Annotated in this window: 22 protein-coding genes and 1 other RNA gene; 11 read left to right on the top strand and 12 right to left on the bottom strand. The window is 68.8% G+C overall.

Translation table 11 applies throughout. The features are described 5' to 3' along the window. Positions 1–118 precede the first annotated feature (118 nt). Positions 119–504: a transfer-messenger RNA gene (ssrA, locus tag ACFYMM_RS30885) on the top strand. 29 nt (positions 505–533) lie between these two features. Here the strand turns inward: ssrA and ACFYMM_RS30880 are convergent. After that, on the bottom strand, positions 534–941 hold the full coding sequence (locus ACFYMM_RS30880; RefSeq protein ID WP_388392304.1) for a winged helix-turn-helix transcriptional regulator: 408 nt from the start codon (positions 939–941) through the stop codon (positions 534–536). A 93-nt stretch (positions 942–1,034) separates the two neighbouring features. Between ACFYMM_RS30880 and ACFYMM_RS30875 the strand changes: the two genes are divergently transcribed. After that, positions 1,035–1,973 (top strand): NADP-dependent oxidoreductase, encoded by a 939-nt coding sequence (locus tag ACFYMM_RS30875; RefSeq protein WP_388392301.1) that lies wholly within the window; start codon positions 1,035–1,037, stop codon positions 1,971–1,973. Positions 1,974–2,063: 90 nt separating this feature from the next. Here ACFYMM_RS30875 and ACFYMM_RS30870 read toward each other — a convergent pair whose 3' ends face one another. The 6 genes from ACFYMM_RS30870 to ACFYMM_RS30845 all read right to left on the bottom strand — a co-directional run bounded on the left by ACFYMM_RS30870 (position 2,064) and on the right by ACFYMM_RS30845 (position 9,920). Continuing rightward, a complete protein-coding gene (locus ACFYMM_RS30870; protein ID WP_388392298.1) occupies positions 2,064–3,074 on the bottom strand; it encodes a LacI family DNA-binding transcriptional regulator in 1,011 nt (336 codons plus the stop codon). Further along, positions 3,074–5,323 (bottom strand): alpha-xylosidase, encoded by a 2,250-nt coding sequence (gene yicI / locus ACFYMM_RS30865; RefSeq protein ID WP_388392295.1) that lies wholly within the window; start codon positions 5,321–5,323, stop codon positions 3,074–3,076. The genes ACFYMM_RS30870 and yicI overlap by 1 nt, the downstream gene beginning before the upstream one ends. Positions 5,324–5,334: 11 nt before the next feature. Beyond that, positions 5,335–6,156 (bottom strand): carbohydrate ABC transporter permease, encoded by an 822-nt coding sequence (locus ACFYMM_RS30860; RefSeq protein ID WP_388392293.1) that lies wholly within the window; start codon positions 6,154–6,156, stop codon positions 5,335–5,337. Continuing rightward, on the bottom strand, positions 6,153–7,118 hold the full coding sequence (locus ACFYMM_RS30855; RefSeq protein WP_388392291.1) for a carbohydrate ABC transporter permease: 966 nt from the start codon (positions 7,116–7,118) through the stop codon (positions 6,153–6,155). The genes ACFYMM_RS30860 and ACFYMM_RS30855 overlap by 4 nt, the downstream gene beginning before the upstream one ends. Beyond that, on the bottom strand, positions 7,115–8,407 hold the full coding sequence (locus ACFYMM_RS30850) for an ABC transporter substrate-binding protein (RefSeq protein ID WP_388392288.1): 1,293 nt from the start codon (positions 8,405–8,407) through the stop codon (positions 7,115–7,117). Before ACFYMM_RS30850 ends, ACFYMM_RS30855 begins: the two co-directional genes overlap by 4 nt. Positions 8,408–8,594: 187 nt before the next feature. After that, the gene (locus ACFYMM_RS30845; RefSeq protein ID WP_388392287.1) at positions 8,595–9,920 is read right to left on the bottom strand and encodes an MFS transporter; all 1,326 of its coding nucleotides are present in this window, start codon (positions 9,918–9,920) and stop codon (positions 8,595–8,597) included. Positions 9,921–10,006: 86 nt separating this feature from the next. Between ACFYMM_RS30845 and ACFYMM_RS30840 the strand changes: the two genes are divergently transcribed. The 3 genes from ACFYMM_RS30840 to ACFYMM_RS30830 all read left to right on the top strand — a co-directional run bounded on the left by ACFYMM_RS30840 (position 10,007) and on the right by ACFYMM_RS30830 (position 13,019). Beyond that, the gene (locus ACFYMM_RS30840) at positions 10,007–10,981 is read left to right on the top strand and encodes a LysR family transcriptional regulator (protein WP_388392284.1); all 975 of its coding nucleotides are present in this window, start codon (positions 10,007–10,009) and stop codon (positions 10,979–10,981) included. Between the two features lie 353 nt (positions 10,982–11,334). Next, the gene (locus tag ACFYMM_RS30835) at positions 11,335–11,985 is read left to right on the top strand and encodes a hypothetical protein (RefSeq protein ID WP_388392282.1); all 651 of its coding nucleotides are present in this window, start codon (positions 11,335–11,337) and stop codon (positions 11,983–11,985) included. Positions 11,986–12,008: 23 nt separating this feature from the next. Further along, positions 12,009–13,019, top strand: coding sequence for a hypothetical protein (locus ACFYMM_RS30830; protein WP_388392434.1), 1,011 nt, complete (start codon positions 12,009–12,011; stop codon positions 13,017–13,019). A 319-nt stretch (positions 13,020–13,338) separates the two neighbouring features. Here ACFYMM_RS30830 and ACFYMM_RS30825 read toward each other — a convergent pair whose 3' ends face one another. Both ACFYMM_RS30825 and ACFYMM_RS30820 read right to left on the bottom strand, forming a co-directional pair. After that, a complete protein-coding gene (locus ACFYMM_RS30825) occupies positions 13,339–13,548 on the bottom strand; it encodes a DUF397 domain-containing protein (protein ID WP_388392280.1) in 210 nt (69 codons plus the stop codon). Between the two features lie 7 nt (positions 13,549–13,555). Next, positions 13,556–14,407: a helix-turn-helix domain-containing protein gene (locus tag ACFYMM_RS30820; RefSeq protein ID WP_388392278.1), complete on the bottom strand. Its 852-nt coding sequence runs from the start codon at positions 14,405–14,407 to the stop codon at positions 13,556–13,558. A 223-nt stretch (positions 14,408–14,630) separates the two neighbouring features. Here ACFYMM_RS30820 and ACFYMM_RS30815 point away from each other — a divergent pair, with 223 nt between their 5' ends. Continuing rightward, complete coding sequence (locus tag ACFYMM_RS30815) at positions 14,631–15,107, top strand: ATP-binding protein (RefSeq protein ID WP_388392275.1); 477 nt, start codon at positions 14,631–14,633, stop codon at positions 15,105–15,107. 41 nt (positions 15,108–15,148) lie between these two features. Here the strand turns inward: ACFYMM_RS30815 and ACFYMM_RS30810 are convergent, their stop codons facing one another. Genes ACFYMM_RS30810 through ACFYMM_RS30800 form a run of 3 tightly spaced genes read right to left on the bottom strand, consistent with a single transcriptional unit; the run spans position 15,149 to position 17,613 of the window. Then, positions 15,149–15,634, bottom strand: coding sequence for a hypothetical protein (locus ACFYMM_RS30810; protein WP_388392272.1), 486 nt, complete (start codon positions 15,632–15,634; stop codon positions 15,149–15,151). Positions 15,635–15,643: 9 nt separating this feature from the next. Beyond that, entirely contained in the window at positions 15,644–17,254 is a 1,611-nt protein-coding gene (locus ACFYMM_RS30805; RefSeq protein ID WP_388392270.1) for an alpha/beta hydrolase, read from the bottom strand. Positions 17,255–17,295: 41 nt separating this feature from the next. After that, positions 17,296–17,613 carry a hypothetical protein gene (locus tag ACFYMM_RS30800; RefSeq protein ID WP_388392268.1) on the bottom strand — a complete coding sequence of 106 codons (318 nt, stop codon included), beginning with the start codon at positions 17,611–17,613 and terminating at the stop codon, positions 17,296–17,298. A gap of 428 nt (positions 17,614–18,041) precedes the next feature. Between ACFYMM_RS30800 and ACFYMM_RS30795 the strand changes: the two genes are divergently transcribed. The 5 genes from ACFYMM_RS30795 (at position 18,042) to ACFYMM_RS30775 (ending at position 23,264) form a co-directional block, all read left to right on the top strand. Beyond that, complete coding sequence (locus ACFYMM_RS30795) at positions 18,042–19,424, top strand: nitrate/nitrite transporter (protein ID WP_388392265.1); 1,383 nt, start codon at positions 18,042–18,044, stop codon at positions 19,422–19,424. A gap of 102 nt (positions 19,425–19,526) precedes the next feature. Continuing rightward, positions 19,527–20,687: a uroporphyrinogen-III synthase gene (locus ACFYMM_RS30790; protein WP_388392263.1), complete on the top strand. Its 1,161-nt coding sequence runs from the start codon at positions 19,527–19,529 to the stop codon at positions 20,685–20,687. Between the two features lie 295 nt (positions 20,688–20,982). Next, on the top strand, positions 20,983–21,582 hold the full coding sequence (locus ACFYMM_RS30785; protein WP_388392261.1) for a CGNR zinc finger domain-containing protein: 600 nt from the start codon (positions 20,983–20,985) through the stop codon (positions 21,580–21,582). A gap of 330 nt (positions 21,583–21,912) precedes the next feature. Further along, entirely contained in the window at positions 21,913–22,434 is a 522-nt protein-coding gene (locus ACFYMM_RS30780) for a sigma-70 family RNA polymerase sigma factor (RefSeq protein WP_010039908.1), read from the top strand. Between the two features lie 59 nt (positions 22,435–22,493). Beyond that, entirely contained in the window at positions 22,494–23,264 is a 771-nt protein-coding gene (locus ACFYMM_RS30775; RefSeq protein ID WP_388392258.1) for an anti-sigma factor family protein, read from the top strand. The last annotated feature ends 65 nt before the right edge of the window (positions 23,265–23,329 follow it).

Genomic DNA, 23,329 nt, shown 5'->3' with positions numbered 1-23,329 from the left:
ACGCCGGTGGTGCGGCGGCGGGAATAGGCTGGCATCGTCGTGCGTTGGTCACGTACGATGGCAGCGCACTCCACAGCGAGTGCGCACCCCTCCACGGAGGGTCTTGAAAAATCAACATGGGGATGATCGGTTTCGACAGCGGATGTCGAAGCAGGGGAAGCGTGTCGAGGAAGCGGCAATGATCTCGTAAACCATATGTCGCAAAAAATAATCGCCAACACCAAGCGCGATTCCTCCTCGTTCGCCCTCGCTGCCTAATTAGCAGCTAAGCGAACTCCATAGGAGTGTCAGCCCGGGGCTGTTCCCGACCCGGATCCTGGCATCAGCTAGGGAACTAAACCTTGATCCCGGTCACGGGGTGAAGAGGGAAACCAAACAGTGACTGGGCCCGTCGGCGACTTGTTCGCGTGATCGCCGGGGCCGAGAAAATCACAGCGAACTGCACACGGAGAAGCCCTGATTCTGCACCGGTGGACGCGGGTTCGATTCCCGCCATCTCCACTCATCCCATGTGGGCGAAGGCCCCGACGCTCTCAGAGCGTCGGGGCCTTCGTCATGCGCTCGTCGAAGTCGGCCCGAGCCGCCTGGATGGTGGCGATGTTCGCCTGGGACCAGTCCGTGATGCGCTGGATCAGGGCGCCGGCCTCCTGGCCGAGCGGGGTCAGACGGTAGTCCACCCGGGGCGGGACGGTGGGGTGGACGACGCGGGTCAGCAGTCCCTCGCGCTCCAGGGCGCGCAGGGTCTGGGTGAGGACCTTCTGGGTCACGCCGTCCAGGCGCCGGCGCAGTTCGGTGAACCGCATCGGGCGGCCGTCCTCCAGGGCCACCAGCACCAGCATGGTCCACTTGCCGGCGATCAGGTCCAGTACGCCACGGGTGGGACAGTCCCGCAGGAAGATGTCCACACCGCCGTGTTTCCTCAGGTCGAAGCCGGTATCCATGAAGAGACTCGATATCAGCAAAGTGCCTTCTTCCGCAGCTGATCGGTCCGGGTGAGCATGGACGCACCGCGATCCCCCTGCCGAGGAGCCCCGATGTCCGCCCGTATGCACGCCGTCGTCCAGTCCGAGTTCGGCGGCCCCGAAGTCCTCGCCTACGCCGAGACCGACGTGCCCGAGCCCGGCCCGGGAGAGGTGCTGGTGAGGGTCGCCGGGGCCGGGGTGAACCCGGGTGACGCGGTGCTGCGGGCCGGACGGGTGCCTGGGCTGGTCGCTCTGCCCTGGACCCCGGGCAACGACGTGGCCGGAGTCGTCGAGCGGGTCGGCGAGGGAGTGACGCGGTTCGTGCCCGGTGACGAGGTGTACGGGATGCTCGCGGTCGGTCCGCACGGCGCCTACGCCGACTTCACCGTGGCCCCGGCCGACGCCCTCGCCCTCGCGCCCAAGAACCTCGACCTGGTCCACGCCGGCGCCGTACCGCTCGTCGCCATCACGGCCTGGCAGGCGCTGGCCGTCCTGGCCCGGGTCGGGCCCGGCGACCGGGTGCTGATCCACGCGGCGGCCGGCGGCGTCGGCCATGTCGCGGTGCAGCTCGCCAAGGAACTCGGCGCGCACGTCATCGGGACCGCCCGCGCCACCCACCACGACTTCCTGCGCGGCCTGGGCGCCGACGAACTGATCGACTACACCGCGACCGACTTCCGCGGCGCCATCGCCCCGGTGGACGCCGTCCTGGACCTGGTCGGCGGTTCCTACGGGGCCCGTTCCCTCGACGTGCTGCGGCCCGGCGGCCTGCTGGTCGGCGCGTCGATCGACCCGGGCGTGGACGAGCGGCAGGCCGAGGCGCGCGGCCTGCGCTACGTCTGGGTCACCGCCGAGCCCTCCGGCCGGACCCTCCAGCACATCACCGAACGCGTCGAGGCGGGCCGGCTCAAGGTCACCGTCCAGGACACCTACCCGCTGGCGGAAGCCGCGGCGGCCCACCGCGCGATCGAGGAGAAGCGCACCACCGGAAAGATCGTCCTCGTGCCGTGACAACGTCACCCCACCGCCGTCCCGTCACCCCACCGCCGTCCCGTCACCCCACCGCCGTCCCGTCACCCCTCCGCCGTCCCGTCCGTCCCGTCACCCCACCGTGCGCGGTGCCGTGCTCGCGCGTTCCGTCAGCCGGGGGGCCAGCAGAGTCACCTCGGGCGCCTCGGTGCCGCCCAGCTTGGCCATCAGCAGGTCCACCGCCCGCTCGCCGAGTTCGGCGGAGGGCAGGTCGACCGAGGTGACGGGCACGGGGAGGGCGGCGGCCAGCTCGTCGGGGCAGATCGCGGTGAGGGACAGGTCGGCCGGAACCCGCAGACCGAGCTGCTCGAAGGCGTCGAGCAGGGGTTCGAGGGCCGCCTCGTTGTGGACGACGACACCCGTCAACGCGGGCTGTTCGCGCAGGAGTCGCTCGGCGACCTGACGGGCCGCCGCCGGGGTCGCCCCGCACGGGTGGACGGAGGAGACGAGCCGGTGGCGGTCGGCGGCGGCCGTGAACCCCTGGACCACCCGCTGTGCGAACGCCGTGCGCCGCACGTACACCTCCGGCGGCGAACCGACCAGCGCCACCACCCGGTGCCCGAGCCCCGCCAGCCGCTCCACGCACAGCTCCCCGGCCGCCTTGAAGTCCAGGTCGACGCAGGTCAGCCCCGCCGCCTCCAACGGAAGACCGATCATCACCGACGGCCGGTCCAGCGAACGCAGCAACGGCAGCCGAGGGTCGTCGAGCTGGACGTCCATCACGATCAGCGCGTCGCACAGGGCGGTGTCCGCGACCCGGCGCAGCCCCTCCTCGCCCTCCTCCTGGGTGAGCAGCAGCACGTCGTGGTCGTACCGGCGGGCGCTGGTCACCACGGACACCGCGAACTGCATCACCACCGGGACATGGATGCCGGTCCGTAAGGGGATCACCAGGGCCAGCACGTTCGAGCGGCTGCTCGCCAGGGCGCGGGCGCCGGCGTGCGGCCGGTAGCCCAGCTCGCGGATGGACGCCTCGACGCGCCGCCGGGTCTGTGCCGAGATCGGGCGCTTGCCGCTGAGCGCGTAGGAGACGGTGCTCGGGGAGACCCCGGCGTGCCGCGCCACATCGGTGATCTTGACCATCAGTCCAGCTCCAGAGTGAGGAATCCGGTCCCGGCCCGCGCCCGCGCCACCCGGTCCCCGCAGGCCAGCGCCCAGGGCGCGGCGGGATCGGAGCAGGACGCCCGCAGCGTGTCCCCTTCCCGTACGACGGTGAAGGTGACGTCCCCGACCGGCACCGTCACCTGCGCGCCCCGCGCCGGCCGGTACGCCCGCAGCGTCACGCCGTCCGCGTGGGGGTAGTCGGGCCGGTCCTCCACCGCGCCCACCGGGATCACCGCCCCCGGCCTGACCAGCAGCGGCACGCTGGAGAACCCGTGCCGTTCGCGCACCCAGCGCGGACCGGTGACCGTCCGCCCGTCGAGGTGATGGGTCCACGTGCCCTCGGGAACGTAGTAGGACACCTCTCCCTCGTCGTCGAACACCGGCGCCACCAGCAGATCCGGCCCGAGCATGTACTGCCGCTCCAGGTGCGCGCACCCGGGGTCGTCCGGGAACTCCAGCACCATCGCCCGCATCACCGGCACGCCCTCGGTGTGGGCGGTGCGCGCGGCCTCGTACAGATAGGGCATCAGGCTCAGCTTCAGCCGTGTGAAGCGGCGCAGCACGTCCACCGACTCGTCGTCGAACAGCCACGGAACCCGGTAGGAGGAGCTGCCGTGCAGCCGGCTGTGCGAGGAGAGGAGCCCGAAGGCCAGCCACCGTTTGAACAGGGCGGGGGTCGGCGTGCCCTCGAAGCCGCCGATGTCGTGGGACCAGTAGCCGAAGCCGGACAGGCCGAGCGAGAGCCCGCCGCGCAGCGACTCGGCCATCGACTCGTAGGTGGCCTCGCAGTCGCCGCCCCAGTGCACCGGGAACCGCTGGCTGCCCGCCGTCGCCGACCGGGCGAAGACCACCGCCTCGCCCTCCCCCCGGTGCCGCCGCAGCACCTCGAAGACGGTGCGGTTGTAGAGGTAGGTGTAGTAGTTGTGCATCCGCTCCGGGTCGGAGCTGTCCGCCCACTCCACGTCGAGGGGGACGCGCTCGCCGAAGTCGGTCTTGAAGCAGTCGACGCCCTGCGCGAGCAGCGCCTCCAGCTTGGCCGCGTACCAGTCACGGGCGGCCTCGCTGGTGAAGTCCACCAGCGCCATGCCCGGCTGCCACAGGTCCCACTGCCACACGCTCCCGTCGGGCCCCCGCAGCAGGTGTCCGAGCGCCTCGCCCTCGGCGAACAGCGGCGAGCGCTGGGCGATGTACGGGTTGATCCACACGCAGACGCGCAGCCCGCGGTCGTGCAGCCGGGCCAGCATGCCCTTGGGGTCCGGGAACACCCGGGGGTCCCAGCGGAAGTCGCACCAGTGGTGCTCCCGCATCCAGAAGCAGTCGAAGTGGAAGACGGACAGCGGCAGTCCGCGCTCCCGCATGCCCTCGATGAAGGAGGTCACCGTCTCCTCGTCGTAGGAGGTGGTGAAGGACGTCGACAGCCACAGCCCGAAGGACCAGGCGGGAGGCAGCGCCGGGCGGCCGGTGAGGGCGGTGTACTTGCGCAGGATCTCCTTCGGGGTCGGGCCGTGGACGACGTAGTACGTCAGCTTCTGCGTCTCGGCGCTGAACTGCACCCGTGACACCGTCTCCGAGCCCACCTCGAAGGACACCTTGCCGGGATGGTCGACGAAGACGCCGTAGCCCGCGTCGGTGAGGTAGAAGGGGACGTTCTTGTAGGCCTGTTCCGTCGCCGTGCCGCCGTCGGCGTTCCAGACGTCGACGACCTGCCCGTTCCTGACCAGCGGCCCGAAGCGTTCCCCGAGGCCGTAGACGCTCGTGCCCACGGTGAGGTTCAGCTGCTCGCGCAGGTAGTGGGCGCCGGTCGCGTCCCGCATGATGCCCATGCCCCTGGGGCCGCTGGAGGTCAACACCCGGCCGTGGGCGAGGAAGTCGACGCGCCAGGGGCCGGTGCTCGCCACCCGGACCGACAGGGCGCCCGAGGTGAGGGTGGCGTACTCGTCGTCGTACGACGTCCGTACGGCGTGGTCGTCATGCCGTACCTCGAACCGCGGGCCCGGTGGCCGGCCGCCCTCGAAGTGGGTGAGGGTGACGCCGATGACGTCAGGCATGGGGGCGTGGACGCCGATCGTCACGACCGGTCCCCGCAGCAGGTCGCCGCGGTGGCGGACGGGCCGGCTCGGCGCGTGGATCTCCAGTCTGCCGTCCGCCTCGGTGACGTCGAGGACCTGCGCCGGGTGGGCGGCGGTGACGCCCTCGCGCAGCAGCCAGTAGCCGTCGGTGAACTTCAAGCGCACACCCCTTACTTGACCGCACCCACGGCGATGCCACGGGTGAGCGTTCGCTGGAAGACGAGGAAGAAGACGAGAGCGGGGAGCACGCCGAGCAGGGCCGCCGCGTTGGTCATGGTCGCGTCCATCAGGCGCTGGCCCTGGAGGACACCGAGGGCCACCGACACGGTCTGGTTGTCGTTGGAGATCAGCATGACCAGCGGGAGCAGGAACTCGTTCCAGGTCCAGACGAAGAAGAAGACCAGGAGCACTCCGAGGGTGGGGCGGCTGACCGGTACGACGATCCGCCACAGCACCTGCCACTTGTTCGCCCCGTCGATCCGGGCCGCCTCGATGATCTCGCGCGGGAAGCGGGCCAGCACGGAGGAGAGGAGGTAGGTGCCGAACGCCGACTGGATCACCGTGAACACGATGATCACGCTGAGCCGGGTGTCGTACAGACCGGCCTGCTTGCTCAGGTAGTACAGCGGGTAGACCAGTGCCTCCTGCGGCAGCACGTTGGCCAGCACGAAGAACGCCAGCAGCCAGGTACGGCCCCGGATCCGGCCGATGCCGATCGCGTACGCGTTGAGGACGGACAGGGCCACGGCCCCGACCGCCACCGAGCCGCTGATCAGCACCGAGTTGACGAGCTTGTGGCTGTAGTCGACGCGCTGCCAGAAGTCCTTCAGACCGCCCAGGTACAGGCCCCTCGGCAGGCTCAGCGGGCCGCTTCGGGAGTACTCCGCCGGGGACTTCACCGCGTTGAGCGCGACGATCGCGAACGGCACGATCATGAAGAGGGCGGCCAGGCACAGGGCCACGAGGACCGGGTAGCGGCGTACGGCGGTCATCTACGGGCTCCTTCCTCCGCGTCCTCCGCGCGGGTCTGGAACCTCAGCCCGGCCAGCGCCAGGACGAGGATGATCACGGTCAGCACGGTGGAGATCGCGGAGCCGTAGCCGACCTGCGTCTTCTCGAAGAACGTGGTGAAGGAGAAGTAGGACGGCACATCGGTCGCGCCGCCAGGGCCGCCCTTCGTCAGCACGTACACGGCCCCGAACACCTTGAGCGCGGCGATCGTGCACCAGGTCAGGACGACGTAGATCTCGGGCCGGATCTGCGGCAGCGTGATGTGCCGGAAGCGGCGCCACCAGCCGGCCCCGTCCAGCTCGGCCGCCTCGTACAGCTGCGGGTCGACACGCTGCAGCCCGGCCATGAACACGACCAGCGGGAACCCGAGCTGCACCCAGACCAGCACGCCCATGACGCTGTAGAGGGCGATGCCGGGATCGCCGAGCCAGTCCTGCCGCCAGCCGCCGAGGCCGACGGCCTTCAGCAGTTCGTTGAGGGAGCCGTTGTCCGGGGCGAGGATCCAGCTCCAGACGATGCCCGCGACGGCGACCGGCAGCACCTGGGGGAGGTAGAAGCAGGCTCGCAGGATCGCGGCGACCCTGCTGCCGAAGTGCTTGGCGACGTAGTCGAACAGGGCGGCGGCCAGGACCAGTCCCAGGGCCGTAGGGATCGCCGCCATCGCGACGACCATGAACAGGCTGTGCCGGAAGGACGCCCAGAACTCCGCGTCGTCGAACAGCCGGCGGTAGTTGGCGAGCCCGGACCACTTCGGGCCGCCCACGCCCTGCCAGTCGGTGAAGCTCACGCCCGTGTTCATCAGGAACGGCACGACGACGACGGCGAGGAAGGCGAGGACGCCGGGCAGCAGGAACAGGGCGTAGGTGTCACGGGGGCGGCGCGGCGGACCCGGCGGGCGCCCCCGGCGGGCCGCCCGCGCCCCGCGTTCGACGGTGACCGTCACCGCTTCGGCGCGCCGGCGTCGTACGCCTTCTGCAGCGCGCTGAGGTAGGCGTCCGGTTTCTCACCGCCGGTCATCAGCTTCTGCGTCTCGGAGACGAGGACGTCGTAGAAGCCGTTGACCGGCCAGTCGGGGTAGAAGGCGAGTCCGTCCCGCCCGCTGAGCGTGTCGAAGTTCTGGATCAGGGCCTTGGACTTCGGGTCGGTGACGGCGGAGGCGTCGGCCGCGAGGGGAACGCCGCCCTTGTTGCCCAGCAGGTTCTGGATGTCCTTCGACAGGGTGAGGTCGATGAAGTCGTAGGCCAGCTCCTTGTTCGCGGCGTTCTTCGGGACCACCCACAGGTTCCCGCCCGAGCCGAGCGTCAGGTTCGAACCGGGCCACAGGAAGGTGCCCCAGTCGAACGTGGCCTCCTGCTGGAAACGGCCGTACCACCAGCTGCCGGAGAACAGGATCGGCGCCTTGCCCCGGATGAAGGAGACGCCCGCGTCCTCGGCCTTGGCACTGGTGGAGTCCTTGCCGATGTACCCCTTCTTCACCCAGTCGGCGAAGGTGGTGGCGGCGTACGTCCAGGCCGCGTCATGGAAGTCCGTCTTCCCCTTGTACAGCTCGTACCTGTCCACCCAGGACCGGTCGGCCTTGGACAGGGCGAGCTGGTAGAGGTACTGCTGGGCCATGTACTCGGCGCCGGCGTTCGCCAGCGGGGTGACCTTGTGCCGGACGAACGTGTCCATGGCCGAGGTGAGCTGGTCCAGGGTGGTCGGCTGGGCGATCCCGTACTTCTTGAACAGGTCCTTGTTGAAGTAGACCATCGTGTACTCGGCGTAGTCGGGGACGCCGTACCACTTGCCGGAGCCCATGATCCCGGCACTGTCGTACTCGCTGGTCGTCCGGACCCCGGCGCTCAGCTTCCGGTCCCAGCCGCGCTTGGCCGCCTCGGCGGTCAGATCGGTGAGCAGCCCCTGCTTCGAGAGCAGACCGGCCGTCGCGTTGCCCTTGTTGTACTCCATGAGGTCCGGCGCGTCGGAGGAGTTGAGGACCATGGAGGCGGTCTTCTGGATCTGCTCGAAGCCCTTCTCCTCGAACTTCACCTTCACGCCCGGGTGCTGGGCCTCGAACTCGTGGATGGCCTGGTTCCAGGCCACGCCCATCGCGCTGTCGGGACCCTCGTAGTGCCACAGCTTGAGCGTCTTGCCGTCGGACCCGCCGCCGCCGGAGCCGCCGCAGGAGGTCAGGAGCAGTGCTCCGGACAGGATCACGGCCGCGGCCGCCATCCGCCTTCGTGCCGTCAACATCCAGTGCCTCCAGGGGAGTCGGATGGATCTGGATCTCTCATCGCGCCGCGTCCCACCGCATCGATCCGGTTCGGGTTCGACGCGATTCGACGCGCGATGTCGAAGCGCTTCGACGGAGGAAGGTATGTGGGGGCTGTGGGAGCGTCAATGGATGTAACAGGAATTGATTCAAGTGGCGCGAATTCGTTCAAGCGCTTCGATGACCCGACCGGTACGCCCCGGCCGCCGTGTGGATCAGCAGGGCTGTGACCGCCGCCGTGACCGGCACCGCGAAGCCGGTCGTGGGGGAGGCGTGCTCGGCCGTCCAGCCGCCGCAGGCCGAGCCGCAGGCCACCCCGGTGAGCAGCCCGGTGACGACCAGACTCATGCCCTCGTTGAGACGGCCCTCGGGGGTGCGCTCCTGCACCAGCGTCATCGCGGTCACCATGGTCGGCGCGGTCGCCATGCCCGCCGCGAGCAGGGCCACCGCCAGGGCGGGGAGGGAGCCGACGGTGCGGGCGGTGAGGAGGGGCAGGGACATCAGGGCGGCCATCCCCAGCAGACAGCGGGACAGGCGGGAGCCGACCGGCTTTCCGGCACCCGCGCCCCTGGCGCCGTACAGCAGGCCCGCCGCGCAGGAACCCGCGGCCTGGAGGGCGAGCACCACCCCGGCCGCCGCGCGGTGGCCCCGCCCGTCCGCGTAGGCGATCGTGACGACCTCCATCGAGCCGAACACCGCGCCGGTCGCCACGAAGCAGGCCAGCAGCGACGGCATGCCGGCGGCGCGCAACGGCGACGGCCCGGCCTTCGCCCGCCCCAGGGGCGGTGGCTCGCTCGCCCGCTGCGCGGTGAACAGCAGCATCCCGGCCAGCAGCAGGACGGCGCCCACGAGGGTGCCCGCCTCCGGGAAGAAGGTGCCGGTCAGGAACGAGGCCAGCACCGGCCCGAGCATGAAGCACAGCTCGTCGGCGGCCTGTTCGAAGGAGTTCGCGGTGTGCAGGGCGGCGGGTTCGTCGCGCAGCAGGTGCGCCCAGCGGGCGCGGGACATACCGCCGAGGTTCGGGGTGGAGGCGGTGCCGGCGTAGGCGGCGAACAGGGCCCAGTCGGGGGCGCCGTAGCGCACGCACAGCAGCAGCGCGAGGCTGCCGAGGACCGAGGCGAGCGTGGCCGGTACGGCGACCCGGGCCTGCCCGTACCGGTCGACGAGCCGCGCGATCCACGGCCCGGCGAGGGCGGTCGCCGCGAGCCCGGTGGCGGTGACCGCCCCGGCCAGGGCGTACGACCCCCGGGACCCGGCGATCATCACGACCGCGCTCACACTGAACATGCCCATGGGAAGGCGGGCAAGGAGGTTCCCGGCGGTGAAGGCGCGGGTGCCGGGGTGGCTGAAGAGGCGTCGGTAGACGCGGGTGCCGGGGTGGCTGAAGAGGCGTCGGTAGGCGCGGGTGCCGGGGTGGCTGAAGAGGCGTCGGTAGGCGCGGGTGCCGGGGTGGGCGAAGAGGCGCCGGTTGGCGCGGGGTGACATCGGGGGCATGCGGCCACGGTCACCCGGAGCGGATCACCGGGTCCAACACCTTCCGCTCCTCAATTGACGCACTCGTGTTGTAAATTGCCCGCTCGATGTCATCTCCTGCCCACATGGACGCCCGGCTGCTGCGCGCGTTCGTCACCGTCGCCGAGGAACTGCACTTCACCCGGGCCGCCGCCCGCCTCTACGTCGCCCAGCAGGCGCTCAGCCGGGACGTACGGCGACTGGAACGGGAGCTGGGAGCGGAGCTGTTCGTCCGCACCACGCGGCAGGTGACGCTCACGGCGGACGGTGAGCGCCTGTTGCCGTACGCCCGCCGGGTCCTGGCCGCCCAGGACGACCTGCTCGCCGCGTTCGGCCAGGCCCGGCCCCTGCTGGTGGACCTCAACTCCCCGGGCCCCTCCACCGCCCGCCACGTCCTGCACCGGGCCCGCGAACTCACCCCCGACTGCGAACTGATGGCCCGCTACGAGAGCGGCCTCACGGCGGCGGCGGCCGGACTCCTCGCCGGACGCCTGGACGCCTCCTTCGGTCGTTTCGCGGGCCTGGACCCGGCACTGAGGTCAGGTCTGGCCCAGCAACCCGTCCGGTACGAACCGATGGCGATCGCGCTGCCCGAGGACCATCCCCTCGCCGCCCTGGAGAAGGTGCCGCTGTCCGCACTGGCGGGGGAGACGGTGTACGCCGGTGCCGGGAACCCGGGCACCCGGGAGTGGACGGACCTGGCGCTCCGACTCTTCGAGGGACGCGGCATCCGGCTCGCCCCGCCCCTTCCGCCGGCGGTGGGGGAGGAGGAGTTCGAGCGGGTCATGAGGCGTACGCGGAACCCGGTGCTGGCGGTGGTGGGCTTCCCGGCGATGCCCTGGACGGTCCTGCGCCCCCTGACCGACCCGGTCCCGCTGTCTCCCGTGTCCCTGGTGTGGCGCAGGGGCCTGACGCATCCGGGTCTGGAGGCGCTGCGGCGGGCGGCGTCCGCGAACGCCGGTGGTGCGCGGGGGTGGCTGCGGCGGCCGGCCGGGGCGTGGCTCCCGGCGGTCGACGCCGAGGTGATGGGAGCCTCCGGCTGAGGGCCTGCTGCTGGGGGCCTGCGGCTGAGGGCCTGCGGCTTGGGGCCTGCGGCTTGGGGCCTGCGGCTTGGGGCCTGCGGCTGAGGTGGCGGTTCCTCTACCAATCCTTGGCCACCCCTTTGCGAAGGCCAATCGGCCCCTACTTCAGGCCTGTTCAGGCCTTGCGGAAATGTCACGGGACGGCACCAAAGCCCCGCCGGCCACGGCCAGTTGCCCGTCTTTGCCCTGCTGTACGCCATCTGTTCCGCTGGTGTCGCAGCAATTCGCTCTTTTGTCCAAGGGGCCGGCTCGATACGGTAATCGCTGCTTCTCGACCCCGGCCTCGGCCCCAACAGCCCCACCAGGAGCCCACCGTGACCCGCCGTTCCCGCCTGCTCACGACAGCCGCCGCCGGTGTGACGGCCGTAGCCCTCCTTGCCGGGTGCGGAGGAGGAGGCGGCACGAAGTCGAAGTCCGACGACAAGATCGCGGGCGCGGACACGGGGGGCTCGGCTTCGCCGAGTGCTTCGGCGCTGGTGGTGGCGGGGCGGCCGAAACTTGATATGCCCTCCGACTTGTCGTACACCTTTGACTGGCCCAAGACGGGTGACGCGGACAAGGACGCGGTCCTCTCGGACAGCGAGCAGTCCATCAAGGCCGTGGACCTCGCGATCGTTCACCAGAACGCGCTCGACAAGGCGTACCTCTTCTACTACGAGGGCGAAGCCGCCGCCGGCACACAGAACTTCATCCAGAACTATGTGGACCACAAGGCCAGCATTACTGGTGCTTACCGCTTTTACGCTCCCCAGGTAGCGGTCGCCAAGGGCGGCACCGCATCCCTCAGCTACTGCGAAGACCAGGGCAAGGCATACGTCAAGTATCTCCCGAACAAGGTCAAGAAGACCAAGGTCACCGCGAAGAGCTACGTCATCTACCACACATCGCTCAAGAAGAACGACAAGGGCGTCTGGGCGATCCAGAAGATCATTTCTCAGAGTGGGAGTGCCGCGTGCCAGCCCTGATGCGCAATCTCAAATCCTTCCCGATGCTGGCCGTCACGGGGATGTGCCTGTCGCTCCTGGCCCTCCCTGGCGTGGCGCGTGCGGATGACACGCTCGGCGGCAAGACGCAGAATTCGGGCAACCCGACACCGAAGGGTGACAGCAGCCCCGACGGAACGATCTCGGCCAGTGCCTCGGGTATCGTCTTCGACCTCTCGAAGAACGGCTCCGGAAACTCCGCAGGTCCCGTCACCTCCACGACATCCTGGACCCCACCCCCCTGCTGGTACGCCCCGAAGTTCACACCTGCTCAGCTGAAGTCGTACCTGGAGCCGATCTGGAATGCCGAGTCGACGGGCTATCAGTGGGATGCGCAGCAGCGCGACCGCTATGTCAACGGGAAGCCCTACAAGGACTTCAACAAAGACAAGGCCGACAAGGGCTACTGGTGGGACGCCTACGTCGACGAGAGCTTCCCGCCCGGATGGGACAAGTGCACCGAGCCCATCTTCTGGGTGGACAAGGGTGCCGCCCCGCCCGCCAACATACCGAACGCCGTAACCCCCAAGATCCTCGCCGAACTCGCCTACAACCAGATCCGTGTGCCGAGCACGAAGGTGACCCTGGCCCCGGCCGGTACGACGAAGGTCAACCTGCCCACCTGGGCCTGGCTGGACGGCGCCCAGTTCAAGCCGGTCTCCGTCACGGCGTCCGTACCGCTGCTGGGCATCTCCGCGACGACCACCGCCGAACCCGTCTCCCTGAAGATCGACCCCGGCACGTCGGACGCGGAGACGTACCCGGCCTCGGGCGTCTGCCAGATCAACAACGGCAGGATCGGCGAGGCCTATGCCAAGGGCAAGGCCGACGAGACGCCGCCCTGTGGAGTGAAGTACCTGCGCTCCTCGGGCACGGGCTCGTACCCCCTCAAGGCCACGATCACTTGGAAGATCAGCTGGACGGGCAGCGACGGCACGGGCGACACGTTGCCGGACGGCACCTTCGGCGCCACCCAGGACGTCGTCGTACAGGAGATCCAGGCCGTCAACCGGTGAGAGCCGCAACCGCCGCCCCGTGAGCCGAAACTGGGCCCAGCCTTCCCTGGCCGGGCCCAGTTGCCATGCCCGCCTGACCTCGACCGCCTCAACAGGAGCCCTTGTGACCCCCCGCCCTTACCTGCTCGCGAGGGCTGCCGCCTCGGTGACGGCCGTCATGCTTCTCGCCGGTTGCGGCGGAGGCGGAGGGGGAGGCGGTGGTGGCGTGAAGCCGAAGGAGAAGAGCACCGGGGCGAAGCAGCAGGGCAGGTCGCCCGAAGCCTAAAGCACCCGGTTGCACAAGAACGACAAGGGCGTCTGGGCCGTCGAGAAGCTTGCTTCAGTGAGGGGCAGTTCGAAGTGCCGGCCCTGAGTGCCGACTTTCCACGTATGCAAGGAAACCGGTCCAGGCCGAGCGTGTGACGGTGAGCCGAGGGCCGGTGGGGGTCTTGGAATCGCGGATGTGGATCGCGGTGGGGGCGGTGGCTATTTCGAGGCAGTTGGAGGCGTCGGGGCTGTAAGTGGACTTCTTCCAGTGAAGTTCGGACACGGTTACCTCACACGGTCTTGGCGATGCGATGGATCAGGTCACGTGACTCGGCCGGCGTGAGGGCGTTCGCTTCCATGCGGTCGAGAACGAGCCGGTACTTTTCCAACTGGGCCTCGGCATCAAGGAACTCGCAGCCGTGATGGGTATCCAGCTGCACAGTATCGAGTTGAGGAACAGGCCCTGCCAAGTAGTCGACGGACTGCCCAGTACCGGGAAACGAGCCCTTGCCGAACGGGATGACCCTCACGGTCACCTGGTCCAGCTCGCTCATTTCCAGGAGGTGCTGGAGTTGGCCGCGCACGGTGGCGGGGCCACCGTAGCCCATGTGCAGTGCGCACTCGTGGATCACTGCCGTGTACGGGGGCGGGTCGTCGCGGTGCAGAACTTCCTGCCGCTTGATCCGGTGACTGACCCGATGCTCGATCTCGTACTGCCGAAGCGAAGGCACGGCCTCGTTGAAGAGAGCCCGCGCGTGGTCGGTGGTCTGGAGCAGCGCAGGAATGTGGATGACCAAGGCAACGCGCAGTGCTGTCGCATGGTGTTCCAACTCGGCGAGGTCGATGAGACCGACAGGCAGGTGCTCCCGGTAGCCGTCCCACCAGCCGCGCGCCTGGCGTTGGGCCATCGCGGCAAGCGCATCCACGAGGTCGGCGTCCCCGCAGTCGTAGGCGTGTGCGAGGGATCGGACGCGGTCGGAACTGAGGGGACTGCGCCCTGTTTCGATCATGCTGACACGGCCTTGGTTGACGCCGAGCCGCGCGGCGGCGCTGGTTGCGGTAAGCCCCCCTCGCTCACGCAATTTCCGCAGCTCAGAACCCAGGCGCCGTTGGCGCAGGGTGGGGGTGCTACTGGGTGACAAGAGCCCTCCTATCGCTTCGCGGCGCAACGCTGGAGTACCCCGCACGAGGTAACTGTTAATGCATTTCCCTGAGTTTCTTGAGAAGTATCTCTAAGGCTGCGCTAGCGTACATCGCGCCGCCCAACTCCCCACCCCACAAGCGGAAGCGCACCTCCCCAGGCAGAGCCACCGCACGGCGTGGTCGTTGAGCGAGCCCCAGTCCCTTCTCTTGCCGGAGGTTTCCATGGGCACCGTATCCCTGCCCGACACCTGGGTGTACGCCCTTCGCCTGCCGCATGATCCCCGCGCGGCACGCGTCGCACGTATGACCGTACGCGCGGCGCTGAACGGTCACGGCAGAGGCGAAATCCTCGACACCGTGGAGCTGTTGACGTCCGAGCTGGTCACCAACGCCTACCGGCACACGAACGGCCCCGCCTCCCTACGGCTCACCGCCCTGGCGGACGGCCGGCTGCGGGTCGGCGTCTGGGACAGCCATCCCCGCATCCCCGCCCCCTTCGGCGAGCCACCCTGGGGCCGAGTCCCGCCTGCTCCGACGGAAGCGGAAGGCGGGCGCGGCCTGCGCCTCGTACAGGAATACGCCGACTCCTGGGGCGGCTGGCCGATCGGCGACGGCCCACTGGAGCGCGCCGCCGGGAAACTGCTGTGGTTCGAGGTGGGTGGCCAGCAAGGGGGTGGGACACGGACAGTGAGGGCCTGACCAGGACCTGTCCCCCGTCGGCGTCGTGCGGAATGGCGGCGTCAGGTCTTCGGATCGGAGGATGTGGGGACGCATCCGGAATCGATGCTGATGAACATCGACGACTCGTCCTGTACGCCAACCCCAACCCACCATTCGCCCTTGGGGAGTCTGGCTCCCACCCTGGCCGTCCCAGGGTCCGGAAGGTCGGGCGAGTATCCGGACTTGGTGAAGTGCGCCTTCGCCGCATCCATTACCGGCCCGGATGCCGCCTTGGGAACGTCGATCTTCAGAACGTAGTCGTAAGTGAACCTGTGCACACCAGGTGTCTCGGTCGTGCACTTATGCCAGCCACTGCTGTCGACCGACGTAGCTGCTGATCCGAGGGTCGGGCGGATGGCGTCGAGTGTCTCCTGCGCAAGCGTCTGCGCCTTCTTTATCACCGACTTGGGGTCGGTACCGACGATCCCCGCCCCTCCGCAGCCTGCTGTCGCCGCCAACGCTGCCACGGCCGCGGCCGCAGCTCCCTTGTGCAAGCGTTCCGTCATCTTCACAGCTCACCAATCGAAGAGGTCTTTTGAAGTGCGCACTGCATCCTTGCCGCTGGTCTTCAGATCGTCACTGACATCGCCGAGATCGTGCAACGAGCCATCCACGTCACCGCTCAGGAGGTCACCGCCAGCGCCAAGAACACTGTTCTCAGCCGTCGCGAACGCGTGCAGCGAGTCGCCTGCATGCTCGATCGGCGCTCCCGCGTCACCCATGGCGTGACCGGCGTTCTGCAGAACCGCACCGCTGAGATCAGGCGCCGTGGCCACACCGTCGGAGAGATTGGGCAGCGTGCCGATTTTCTGCTCCGTGGGCATCGCCGTGACCTCATTGCTCTGGCCGAGCACGATTTTCGTCATGTTGTCCAGGGATGGACCAGCATCCCAGTACTCGCTGTGCGCATGCGCGACCCCGCTTCCATCCCCAGTATCGAAGGTCCGACCGCCGAAGGTCGAGGAAGTCGGGTCATTGCCGAATCTGATGTGATGGTCGTCGCTCCACTCATGCGGAATGAGAGAAGCGGAGATCTCGGGAACGGGGTCGAATTTCGCCTTGCCCGCCCAGACGTGACTGGGGTCGAGGTGCAGATCGGACGCCTTGTCGACCGTGACTCCCGGGGACCCGACGAAGATTACGTCGTCGGCGTTCATTCCTGCATGGGCGAAGGCGTCGCCAACAATGGTTGAGCCGTAGCTGTGCCCGATAAGTGTCACGTGGCCCGCGCCGATGTGATTGACTTTGAGGGAGTTGACAAAGGCCGCCAGCTTGGGTGCCCCGTTGTCTGCGTTGGCCTGCCCGGCCGGCCCGGGAATGTCCCATTGCGGGGCATCATAGCCAAGCCAGTAGATCGATGCGGTGGAGCCGGATTTCTGCATGTTCGTATTGATATAGAGCGTCAGGGCTCGGTTCATATCACTCGAAGCACCATCGAGGCTCGATCCGGTGCCGGGCACGTAAACTGCCGTGTTCGCCGACTTGTCCGGATTTCCATATGATACGGCAATATGGCCGCTATCCACATTGTCGAAACCGAGCAGGAATATGTCCGACCTGTGCAGTGTGTCCTTCGGATTCGCTAGATGCTGCCAAAGGTCCTTCAATCGCTGCGGACAGTCCGGCCTCTGCACCTCCGCCTCAAGTCGAATCCGGTTGAGCTTGTCCGCCACCTCGGCAGGCAGCCCCTGAAACGCCGTCACATCATTTGGCGGGCACGCGTCCGAATACGCCTTCAGGAATTCCGTGTCATTCAGATGCTTGCGCAAATCATTCTTCACCAGCTTGATCGATGCCTGGTCCTTGTTTGCGACTGCTTGCTGAAACAGGGCCGCGTCGGCGGCTCCCATGGAGTACGGCTCGGGAATCTGGACGGTGTTGCCGAGCCCCGGGTGCTGCTTCTCCAGGACGGTTGCCAGAGCCTGTCGGCGCTGCAGCATGGGCAACTGGTCATCCAGCCAGCCGCACAGGGCAACCAGACTGGTCAACGGCTGGGTGTCGATGCCGAATCGAGCGAATTGGCTCTTGATCGATGATGCGCCGTGGCGCAGCCGGTCCTTGTCGCCCTTGAAAGATCCGATCGTCTTCAGTAGGGCATTCGGGTCGATGCCCGAGAAATCTGCCACGCCTTTCCCCCTGCCGCAGTCGCGTCCGTCGACCGTGCCGATCAGTGACCCTCAAGATCCATCCGCATCATCTTGGCCATGCCGGGAGGAACCTTGTCCGGGCACTTGGCGATCTCGGCGTCGAGTGCCGGGATGACCTCGTCGATCAGAGTCTTCATGTGTGTGCGCCGGCCTTCGAGTTCCGAATGCCATGCATCAGCGGCCTTGCCCACCCATACTTTTCCGGAACCCAAGTCCCGGGACGTCGTCTCCAGCAGCCTTCTGAGTTCTGCCGTCTGCGTCAGAAGATTGGCCCTTAGCGCCTTCAGTGCAGCAAGGCGCGGATTGTCCACCTTCGGCTGAACATCAGTGCTCCCCATGTGGCCCCCCAGAAAAGCCCCCGCTGGTCGTGCGGGCCCTCAGCATAACAACGGCTGACACAATGAGGTGGATGCGCCTGCTTGTACTGCCCTGGTGTGGGAGTTGATTATCCAGTCAGGTGGCGAGATATCGCCGTAGATTGGGCTGGACGAGCCGGCGGTGCCTGAGCCGTCCAGTTGTGGCGGCCCCGGCTCCGGCCGCGCGCCGAGGAGAGGGGCTCCGCCCGACCGGCACGGGCCCAGCCCGCCCCGCCCCGCCCCCTTCGCCGGCGGAGCCGCCCTCACCGGCCGCCCCCCGCCCGAGTGAGAGCAACGTTCCCTTCCGGTCACTCGCAGGCACAGGGTGGAAACGCGGCCTCCCTACCTTCGGGAGCATCACCGCTCATCACCGCCGGAGGACCTGAGCCCCGGAGCACCGTGGAGGCGTCATGACAGCCCCTAGTACAGCCCCCGCCGCGAGCAGCAGGGGAGGCCGCTGGATCCAGCAGTGGGATCCCGAGGACGAGACCTTCTGGAACGAGACCGGAGAGAAGGTCGCCAAGCGGAACCTCCTCTTCTCCGTCCTCTCGGAGCACATCGGGTTCTCGATCTGGACCATGTGGTCCGTGCTGGTGCTCTTCATGGGGCCGAAGTACGGGCTGACCCCCGCCGACAAGTTCCTGCTCACGTCGATGGTGACGCTGGTCGGGGCCGTCGTCCGGGTGCCGTACACCTTCGCCGTCGCGGTCTTCGGCGGCCGGAACTGGACGATCATCTCCGCCAGCCTCCTGCTCGTCCCGACGATCGCCGCGTTCGCGGTGATGAAGCCGGGGACGTCCTTCGACACGTTCCTGTGGATCGGCCTGCTGGCCGGCATCGGCGGCGGCAACTTCGCCTCCAGCATGACCAACATCAACGCCTTCTTCCCGCTGCGGAAGAAGGGCTGGGCGCTGGGGCTCAACGCGGGCGGCGGCAACATCGGCGTGCCGGTGATCCAGCTGATCGCCCTCGCCATCATCGGCGCCAGCGGCGGACCCCGCGTGCTGCTCGGGATCTACATCCCGCTGATCGTCGTGGCCGCCGTACTCGCCGCGCTGTTCATGGACAACCTGGCGACCGTGAAGAACGACACCGGCGCGGCGATCGACGCGGCGAAGGACGGCCACACCTGGATCATGTCCTTCCTCTACGTCGGCACCTTCGGGTCGTTCATCGGCTACAGCTTCGCCTTCGGGCAGGTGCTCACCAACCAGTTCGGCCGGACCCCGCTGCAGGCGGCGTACCTCACCTTCATCGGCCCGCTGCTGGGCTCCCTCATCCGGCCCGTCGGCGGCTGGCTCGCCGACCGCTACGGCGGCGCGAAGATCACCCTGTGGAACTACGTCGGCATGGCCGCCGCGACCGCCGTCCTGGTCGTCGCCAGCATGCAGAAGTCGCTGCCGCTGTTCGTCTCCGTCTTCGTCGTCCTGTTCGTGCTCAGCGGGCTCGGCAACGGCTCGACGTACAAGATGATCCCCGGCATCTTCCACACCAAGGCGCTGGCCAAGGGGCTGGAAGGGGAGGAGGCGGCCGCGTACGGACGGCGGCTGTCCGGGGCGTCCATGGGCCTGATCGGGGCGGTCGGCGCGCTCGGCGGTGTGGGCATCAACCTCGCCTTCCGGCAGTCCTTCCTCTCCTACGGCACCGGAACCGGCGCCTTCGTCGCCTTCCTCGCCTTCTACGGCCTCTGCTTCGCCGTCACCTGGGCCGTATACCTTCGCCGTCCGGCCGGGCAGACCCGCGCTACGGCGGCGGCGGAGGCGAAGCCGCAGCTCAACTACGCCGAGGTGTGACGTAACACCGGCGCAATCAAGTCGAACCGAGCCTGTCACGCGCCGTTGACAGGCTCGTTCGGCATGCAGGCCACGGGCGGCATGCGGCAAGGTAGGAGAGCCATGTACGACGAACAGCAGCGACCGACCCCAGGGCAGCACGGCCCCCTCGCCGGCTTCACGGTGGGGGTGACGGCCGCGCGCCGGGCCGACGAGCTGGGGGCCCTGCTCCAGCGGCGCGGTGCCGCCGTCGTCCACGCGCCCGCCCTGCGCATCGTGCCGCTCGCCGACGACGGTGAGCTGCTCGCCGCGACCAAGGAGATCATCGACCAGGCGCCGGACGTGGTGGTCGCGACGACCGCGATCGGGTTCCGGGGCTGGGTGGAGGCCGCCGACGGGTGGGGGCTCGGCGAACAGCTGATCGGACGGCTGCGCGGAGTGGAACTGCTGGCGCGCGGGCCCAAGGTCAAGGGGGCCGTACGGGCCGCCGGGCTGACCGAGGAGTGGTCGCCGTCGAGCGAGTCCATGGCCGAGGTACTGGACCGGCTGCTGGAGGAGGGCGTCGACGGGCGGCGGGTCGCCGTGCAGTTGCACGGGGAGCCGTTGCCCGGATTCGTGGAGGCGCTGCGGGCCGGGGGCGCGGAAGTGGTCGGGGTGCCGGTCTACCGGTGGATGCCGCCGGAGGATATCGGCCCCGTGGACCGGCTCCTGGACGCGGCCGTCTCCCGCGGACTGGACGCCCTGACCTTCACCAGCGCGCCCGCCGCCGCCTCGCTGCTGTCGCGGGCGGAGAAGCGCGGGCTGCTCGACGAGTTGCTGGCCGCCCTGCACCATGACGTACTGCCCGCCTGCGTCGGGCCGGTGACCGCGCTGCCGCTGCAGGCGCGGGGGATCGACACGGTGCAGCCGGAGCGGTTCCGGCTGGGGCCGCTGGTGCAGCTGTTGTGCCAGGAACTGCCGGGACGGGCGCGGGCGTTGCCGGTCGCCGGGCACCGGGTGGAGATCCGGGGCCACGCGGTGCTGGTGGACGGGGAGCTGAAGCCGGTGCCGCCGGCGGGGATGTCGTTGCTGAGGGCGCTGTCCCGGCAGCCGGGCTGGGTGGTGGCCCGCGCGGAACTGCTGCGTGCCCTGCCGGGCGCCGGACGGGACGAGCACGCCGTGGAGACCGCGATGGCACGGCTGCGTACGGCACTTGGGGCGCCCAAGCTGATCCAGACGGTGGTGAAGCGGGGGTACCGGCTGGCGCTGGACCCGGCGGCCGACGCGAAGTACGCCGACGCGTGAGCGACGGACAGCGACGGACAGCGACGGACAGCGACGGACAGCGACGGACAGTGAAGGACAGTGAAGGACAGTGAAGGACAGTGAAGGACAGCGACGGATAGCGGCGGACAGCGGCGGATGCCTGAACGACGGGTGTGAGTAGCGCGCCGCCCGCCCGGGGTTCGTGGGGGCCGTGACCGCCCGGCTCCACCCAGCCGCTGTACGAGGGGTTCCGGCAGCCCCGCCCGCCGGGCACTGTGGTCGGGGGAACGGTTTCTCCCACCCTGGTTTCCCTGTCCAAGGCGGTGGCAGGCACATGGCACTGGGTACGGTCTCGGTCTCGGCCCCCTACGAGCTGCGGTTCGACGCCGGGCGCAGCTGTCTGGATCTCCTCGCGACCACGCATCCCGGCGAACGGCTCGACGCGGTCGAGGCGTTGCGCGTCTGGATCGTCGGCGCCGGGCTCGTCCCGCCCCGTACTCCGCTGGCGCACGCCGACGCCTCCTGGCTCCTCGGGTTCCGCGAACTACGGGGTCACGTGAGCACGTTGGTGCGCGCCGGCGCGGTGGGCGACTCGCGGCCGTACGACCTCGCGCTCGCCCGGGTCAACGAGGCCGCCCGTGTCGCGCCGCCCGCCCCGCGTGCGGTGCGCGGCGAAGACGGGGCGTTCGTCCGGGCGTTGGCCGGCCCGCCCGAGTGCGCCGCATTGCTCGGGGCCGTCGCCCGGGACGCCGTGGAGCTGCTCACCGACCCGGTCGCCCGAGCGGCCGTCAGGGAGTGCGAGGGGGACAACTGCCCCCTCGTGTACCTGGACACGTCCCGGGGGCGGCGCCGGCGCTGGTGTTCCAGTGAGGTCTGCGGGAACCGTGAACGGGTCGCGCGGCACCGGCGGCGGGCGGCGCTCGCTCGAGCGTGAATGTCTCCTAAGCCCCTTAGGAGAGCTACGCCCCGGTCTGGCGCCGAAGTGATTTCGACAACACCGATGTTTGTTTCTGCTCGCCTGCGGGCAGCTCCCGCAACCCAGGCGATGTGTCGGAAATGTAAAGATCACGCAGTGGGAATGTGCACGCATGTCCCGCTCGTCACGTCACTCCGAAGAAATCTGTCACCCCGGTTTGAACGCCACGCGGGCCACATCCGTACGGGTGGGCGAGCGACCGACTGGGGGAACCCCCGGACACCGGAGGTGGGCGTGCGCAAGGATGCGGCCGTGGCCAATGAACGTGGAACGAGGGCCCGACATCGCATGTCCCAGCCCTCGGAACCTGACGAGGAGCTGATGCGTGCTCTGTACAGAGAGCACGCCGGACCCCTGCTTGCGTATGTCCTCAGGCTGGTCGCCGGAGACCGGCAGCGAGCCGAGGACGTCGTGCAGGAGACGCTCATCCGTGCCTGGAAGAACGCCGGTCAGCTCAATCGGGCGACCGGATCGGTACGCCCCTGGCTGGTGACGGTCGCTCGACGCATCGTCATCGACGGCCACCGCAGCCGGCAGGCCCGGCCGCAGGAGGTCGATCCGTCGCCGCTGGAGGTCATCCCCGCGGAGGACGAGATCGACAAGGCGCTGTGGCTGATGACGCTGTCGGACGCGCTCGACGACCTGACCCCTGCCCACCGGGAGGTCCTCGTCGAGACGTACTTCAAGGGTCGTACCGTCAATGAGGCGGCCGAGACGCTGGGCATCCCCAGTGGCACGGTGCGCTCTCGGGTGTTCTACGCCCTGCGGTCGATGAAGCTGGCACTGGAGGAGCGGGGGGTGACGGCGTGATGAGCGGATACGGGGGACACAGCGGATTCAGCACGGGTGGTCCGGGTATGTCTGGCCCCATGAGCCCCACCCAGGGACCGGTGCCCAACGAGCACGAAACCGTCGGCGCCTACGCCCTAGGCCTTCTCGACGACGCGGAAGCAACCGCTTTCGAAGCGCATCTCGCCACCTGCGAGTGGTGCGCGCAGCAGCTCGACGAGCTGGCCGGAATGGAGCCGATGCTGGCCGCGCTCGCGGACCTGCCGGGCTCCGGCAGCACACCGGCGATCGGCGAGTCGCTGTCCGCGAAGCCCAGCCCACGGCTGGTGGAGAAGCTGGTCGACGACGTCGCCGAGCGTCGCGCGGTCAAGCGCCGCCGCACCTTCTACATGCTCGCGGCGTCCGTCGCGCTGATCGCCGGCGGCCCCCTGGCCGTGATGGCGGCCACCGGCGGCGGCAACTCCGGCCAGAGCGCCACACCGCTCGCGGCCACCGCCAAGGACACTTTCAACACCATGTCCGACAAGGTGACGGCCACCGACCCGACCACCAAGGTCAGCGCGACCGTGGCGATGGCGAAGAAGGCCTGGGGCACCGGCGCGGTCGTCCAGATCAGCAACGTCAAGGGCCCGCTGAAGTGCTCGCTCATCGCCGTCGGCAAGAACGGCGAGCGCGAGACCATGACCTCGTGGTCGGTCCCGGAATGGGGCTACGGCATCCCGAACGCCAAGACCGAGGAGGCGAAGCAGCCGCTCTACGCCCAGGGCGGCGCGGCCTTCGCACCGAACGAGATCGACCACTTCGAGATCATGACCTTCGACGGGAAGAAACTCGTCAATGTGGCCGCGTAGCGCGGCCACATAGCCTCGGCGGGCCCCCTTCGCGTACGGTTGACGGCTGCCCAGCACGTCAGAAG

The sequence above is a fragment of the Streptomyces sp. NPDC006739 genome (assembly GCF_042869815.1).
Classification (GTDB): domain Bacteria; phylum Actinomycetota; class Actinomycetes; order Streptomycetales; family Streptomycetaceae; genus Streptomyces.
This window is presented reverse-complemented; position numbering and strand designations above follow the sequence as displayed.

Bases quoted from the DNA above. Each gene is read 5' to 3' on its own strand.
- ACFYMM_RS30880 (WP_388392304.1), bottom strand. From the start codon at position 941: ATGGATACCGGCTTCGACCTGAGGAAACACGGCGGTGTGGACATCTTC.
- ACFYMM_RS30875 (WP_388392301.1), top strand. From the start codon at position 1,035: ATGTCCGCCCGTATGCACGCCGTCGTCCAGTCCGAGTTCGGCGGCCCC.
- ACFYMM_RS30870 (WP_388392298.1), bottom strand. From the start codon at position 3,074: ATGGTCAAGATCACCGATGTGGCGCGGCACGCCGGGGTCTCCCCGAGC.
- ACFYMM_RS30860 (WP_388392293.1), bottom strand. From the start codon at position 6,156: ATGACCGCCGTACGCCGCTACCCGGTCCTCGTGGCCCTGTGCCTGGCC.
- ACFYMM_RS30850 (WP_388392288.1), bottom strand. From the start codon at position 8,407: ATGTTGACGGCACGAAGGCGGATGGCGGCCGCGGCCGTGATCCTGTCC.
- ACFYMM_RS30845 (WP_388392287.1), bottom strand. From the start codon at position 9,920: ATGCCCCCGATGTCACCCCGCGCCAACCGGCGCCTCTTCGCCCACCCC.
- ACFYMM_RS30840 (WP_388392284.1), top strand. From the start codon at position 10,007: ATGTCATCTCCTGCCCACATGGACGCCCGGCTGCTGCGCGCGTTCGTC.
- ACFYMM_RS30830 (WP_388392434.1), top strand. From the start codon at position 12,009: ATGCTGGCCGTCACGGGGATGTGCCTGTCGCTCCTGGCCCTCCCTGGC.
- ACFYMM_RS30815 (WP_388392275.1), top strand. From the start codon at position 14,631: ATGGGCACCGTATCCCTGCCCGACACCTGGGTGTACGCCCTTCGCCTG.
- ACFYMM_RS30810 (WP_388392272.1), bottom strand. From the start codon at position 15,634: ATGACGGAACGCTTGCACAAGGGAGCTGCGGCCGCGGCCGTGGCAGCG.
- ACFYMM_RS30800 (WP_388392268.1), bottom strand. From the start codon at position 17,613: ATGGGGAGCACTGATGTTCAGCCGAAGGTGGACAATCCGCGCCTTGCT.
- ACFYMM_RS30795 (WP_388392265.1), top strand. From the start codon at position 18,042: ATGACAGCCCCTAGTACAGCCCCCGCCGCGAGCAGCAGGGGAGGCCGC.
- ACFYMM_RS30790 (WP_388392263.1), top strand. From the start codon at position 19,527: ATGTACGACGAACAGCAGCGACCGACCCCAGGGCAGCACGGCCCCCTC.
- ACFYMM_RS30785 (WP_388392261.1), top strand. From the start codon at position 20,983: ATGGCACTGGGTACGGTCTCGGTCTCGGCCCCCTACGAGCTGCGGTTC.
- ACFYMM_RS30780 (WP_010039908.1), top strand. From the start codon at position 21,913: ATGTCCCAGCCCTCGGAACCTGACGAGGAGCTGATGCGTGCTCTGTAC.
- ACFYMM_RS30775 (WP_388392258.1), top strand. From the start codon at position 22,494: ATGAGCCCCACCCAGGGACCGGTGCCCAACGAGCACGAAACCGTCGGC.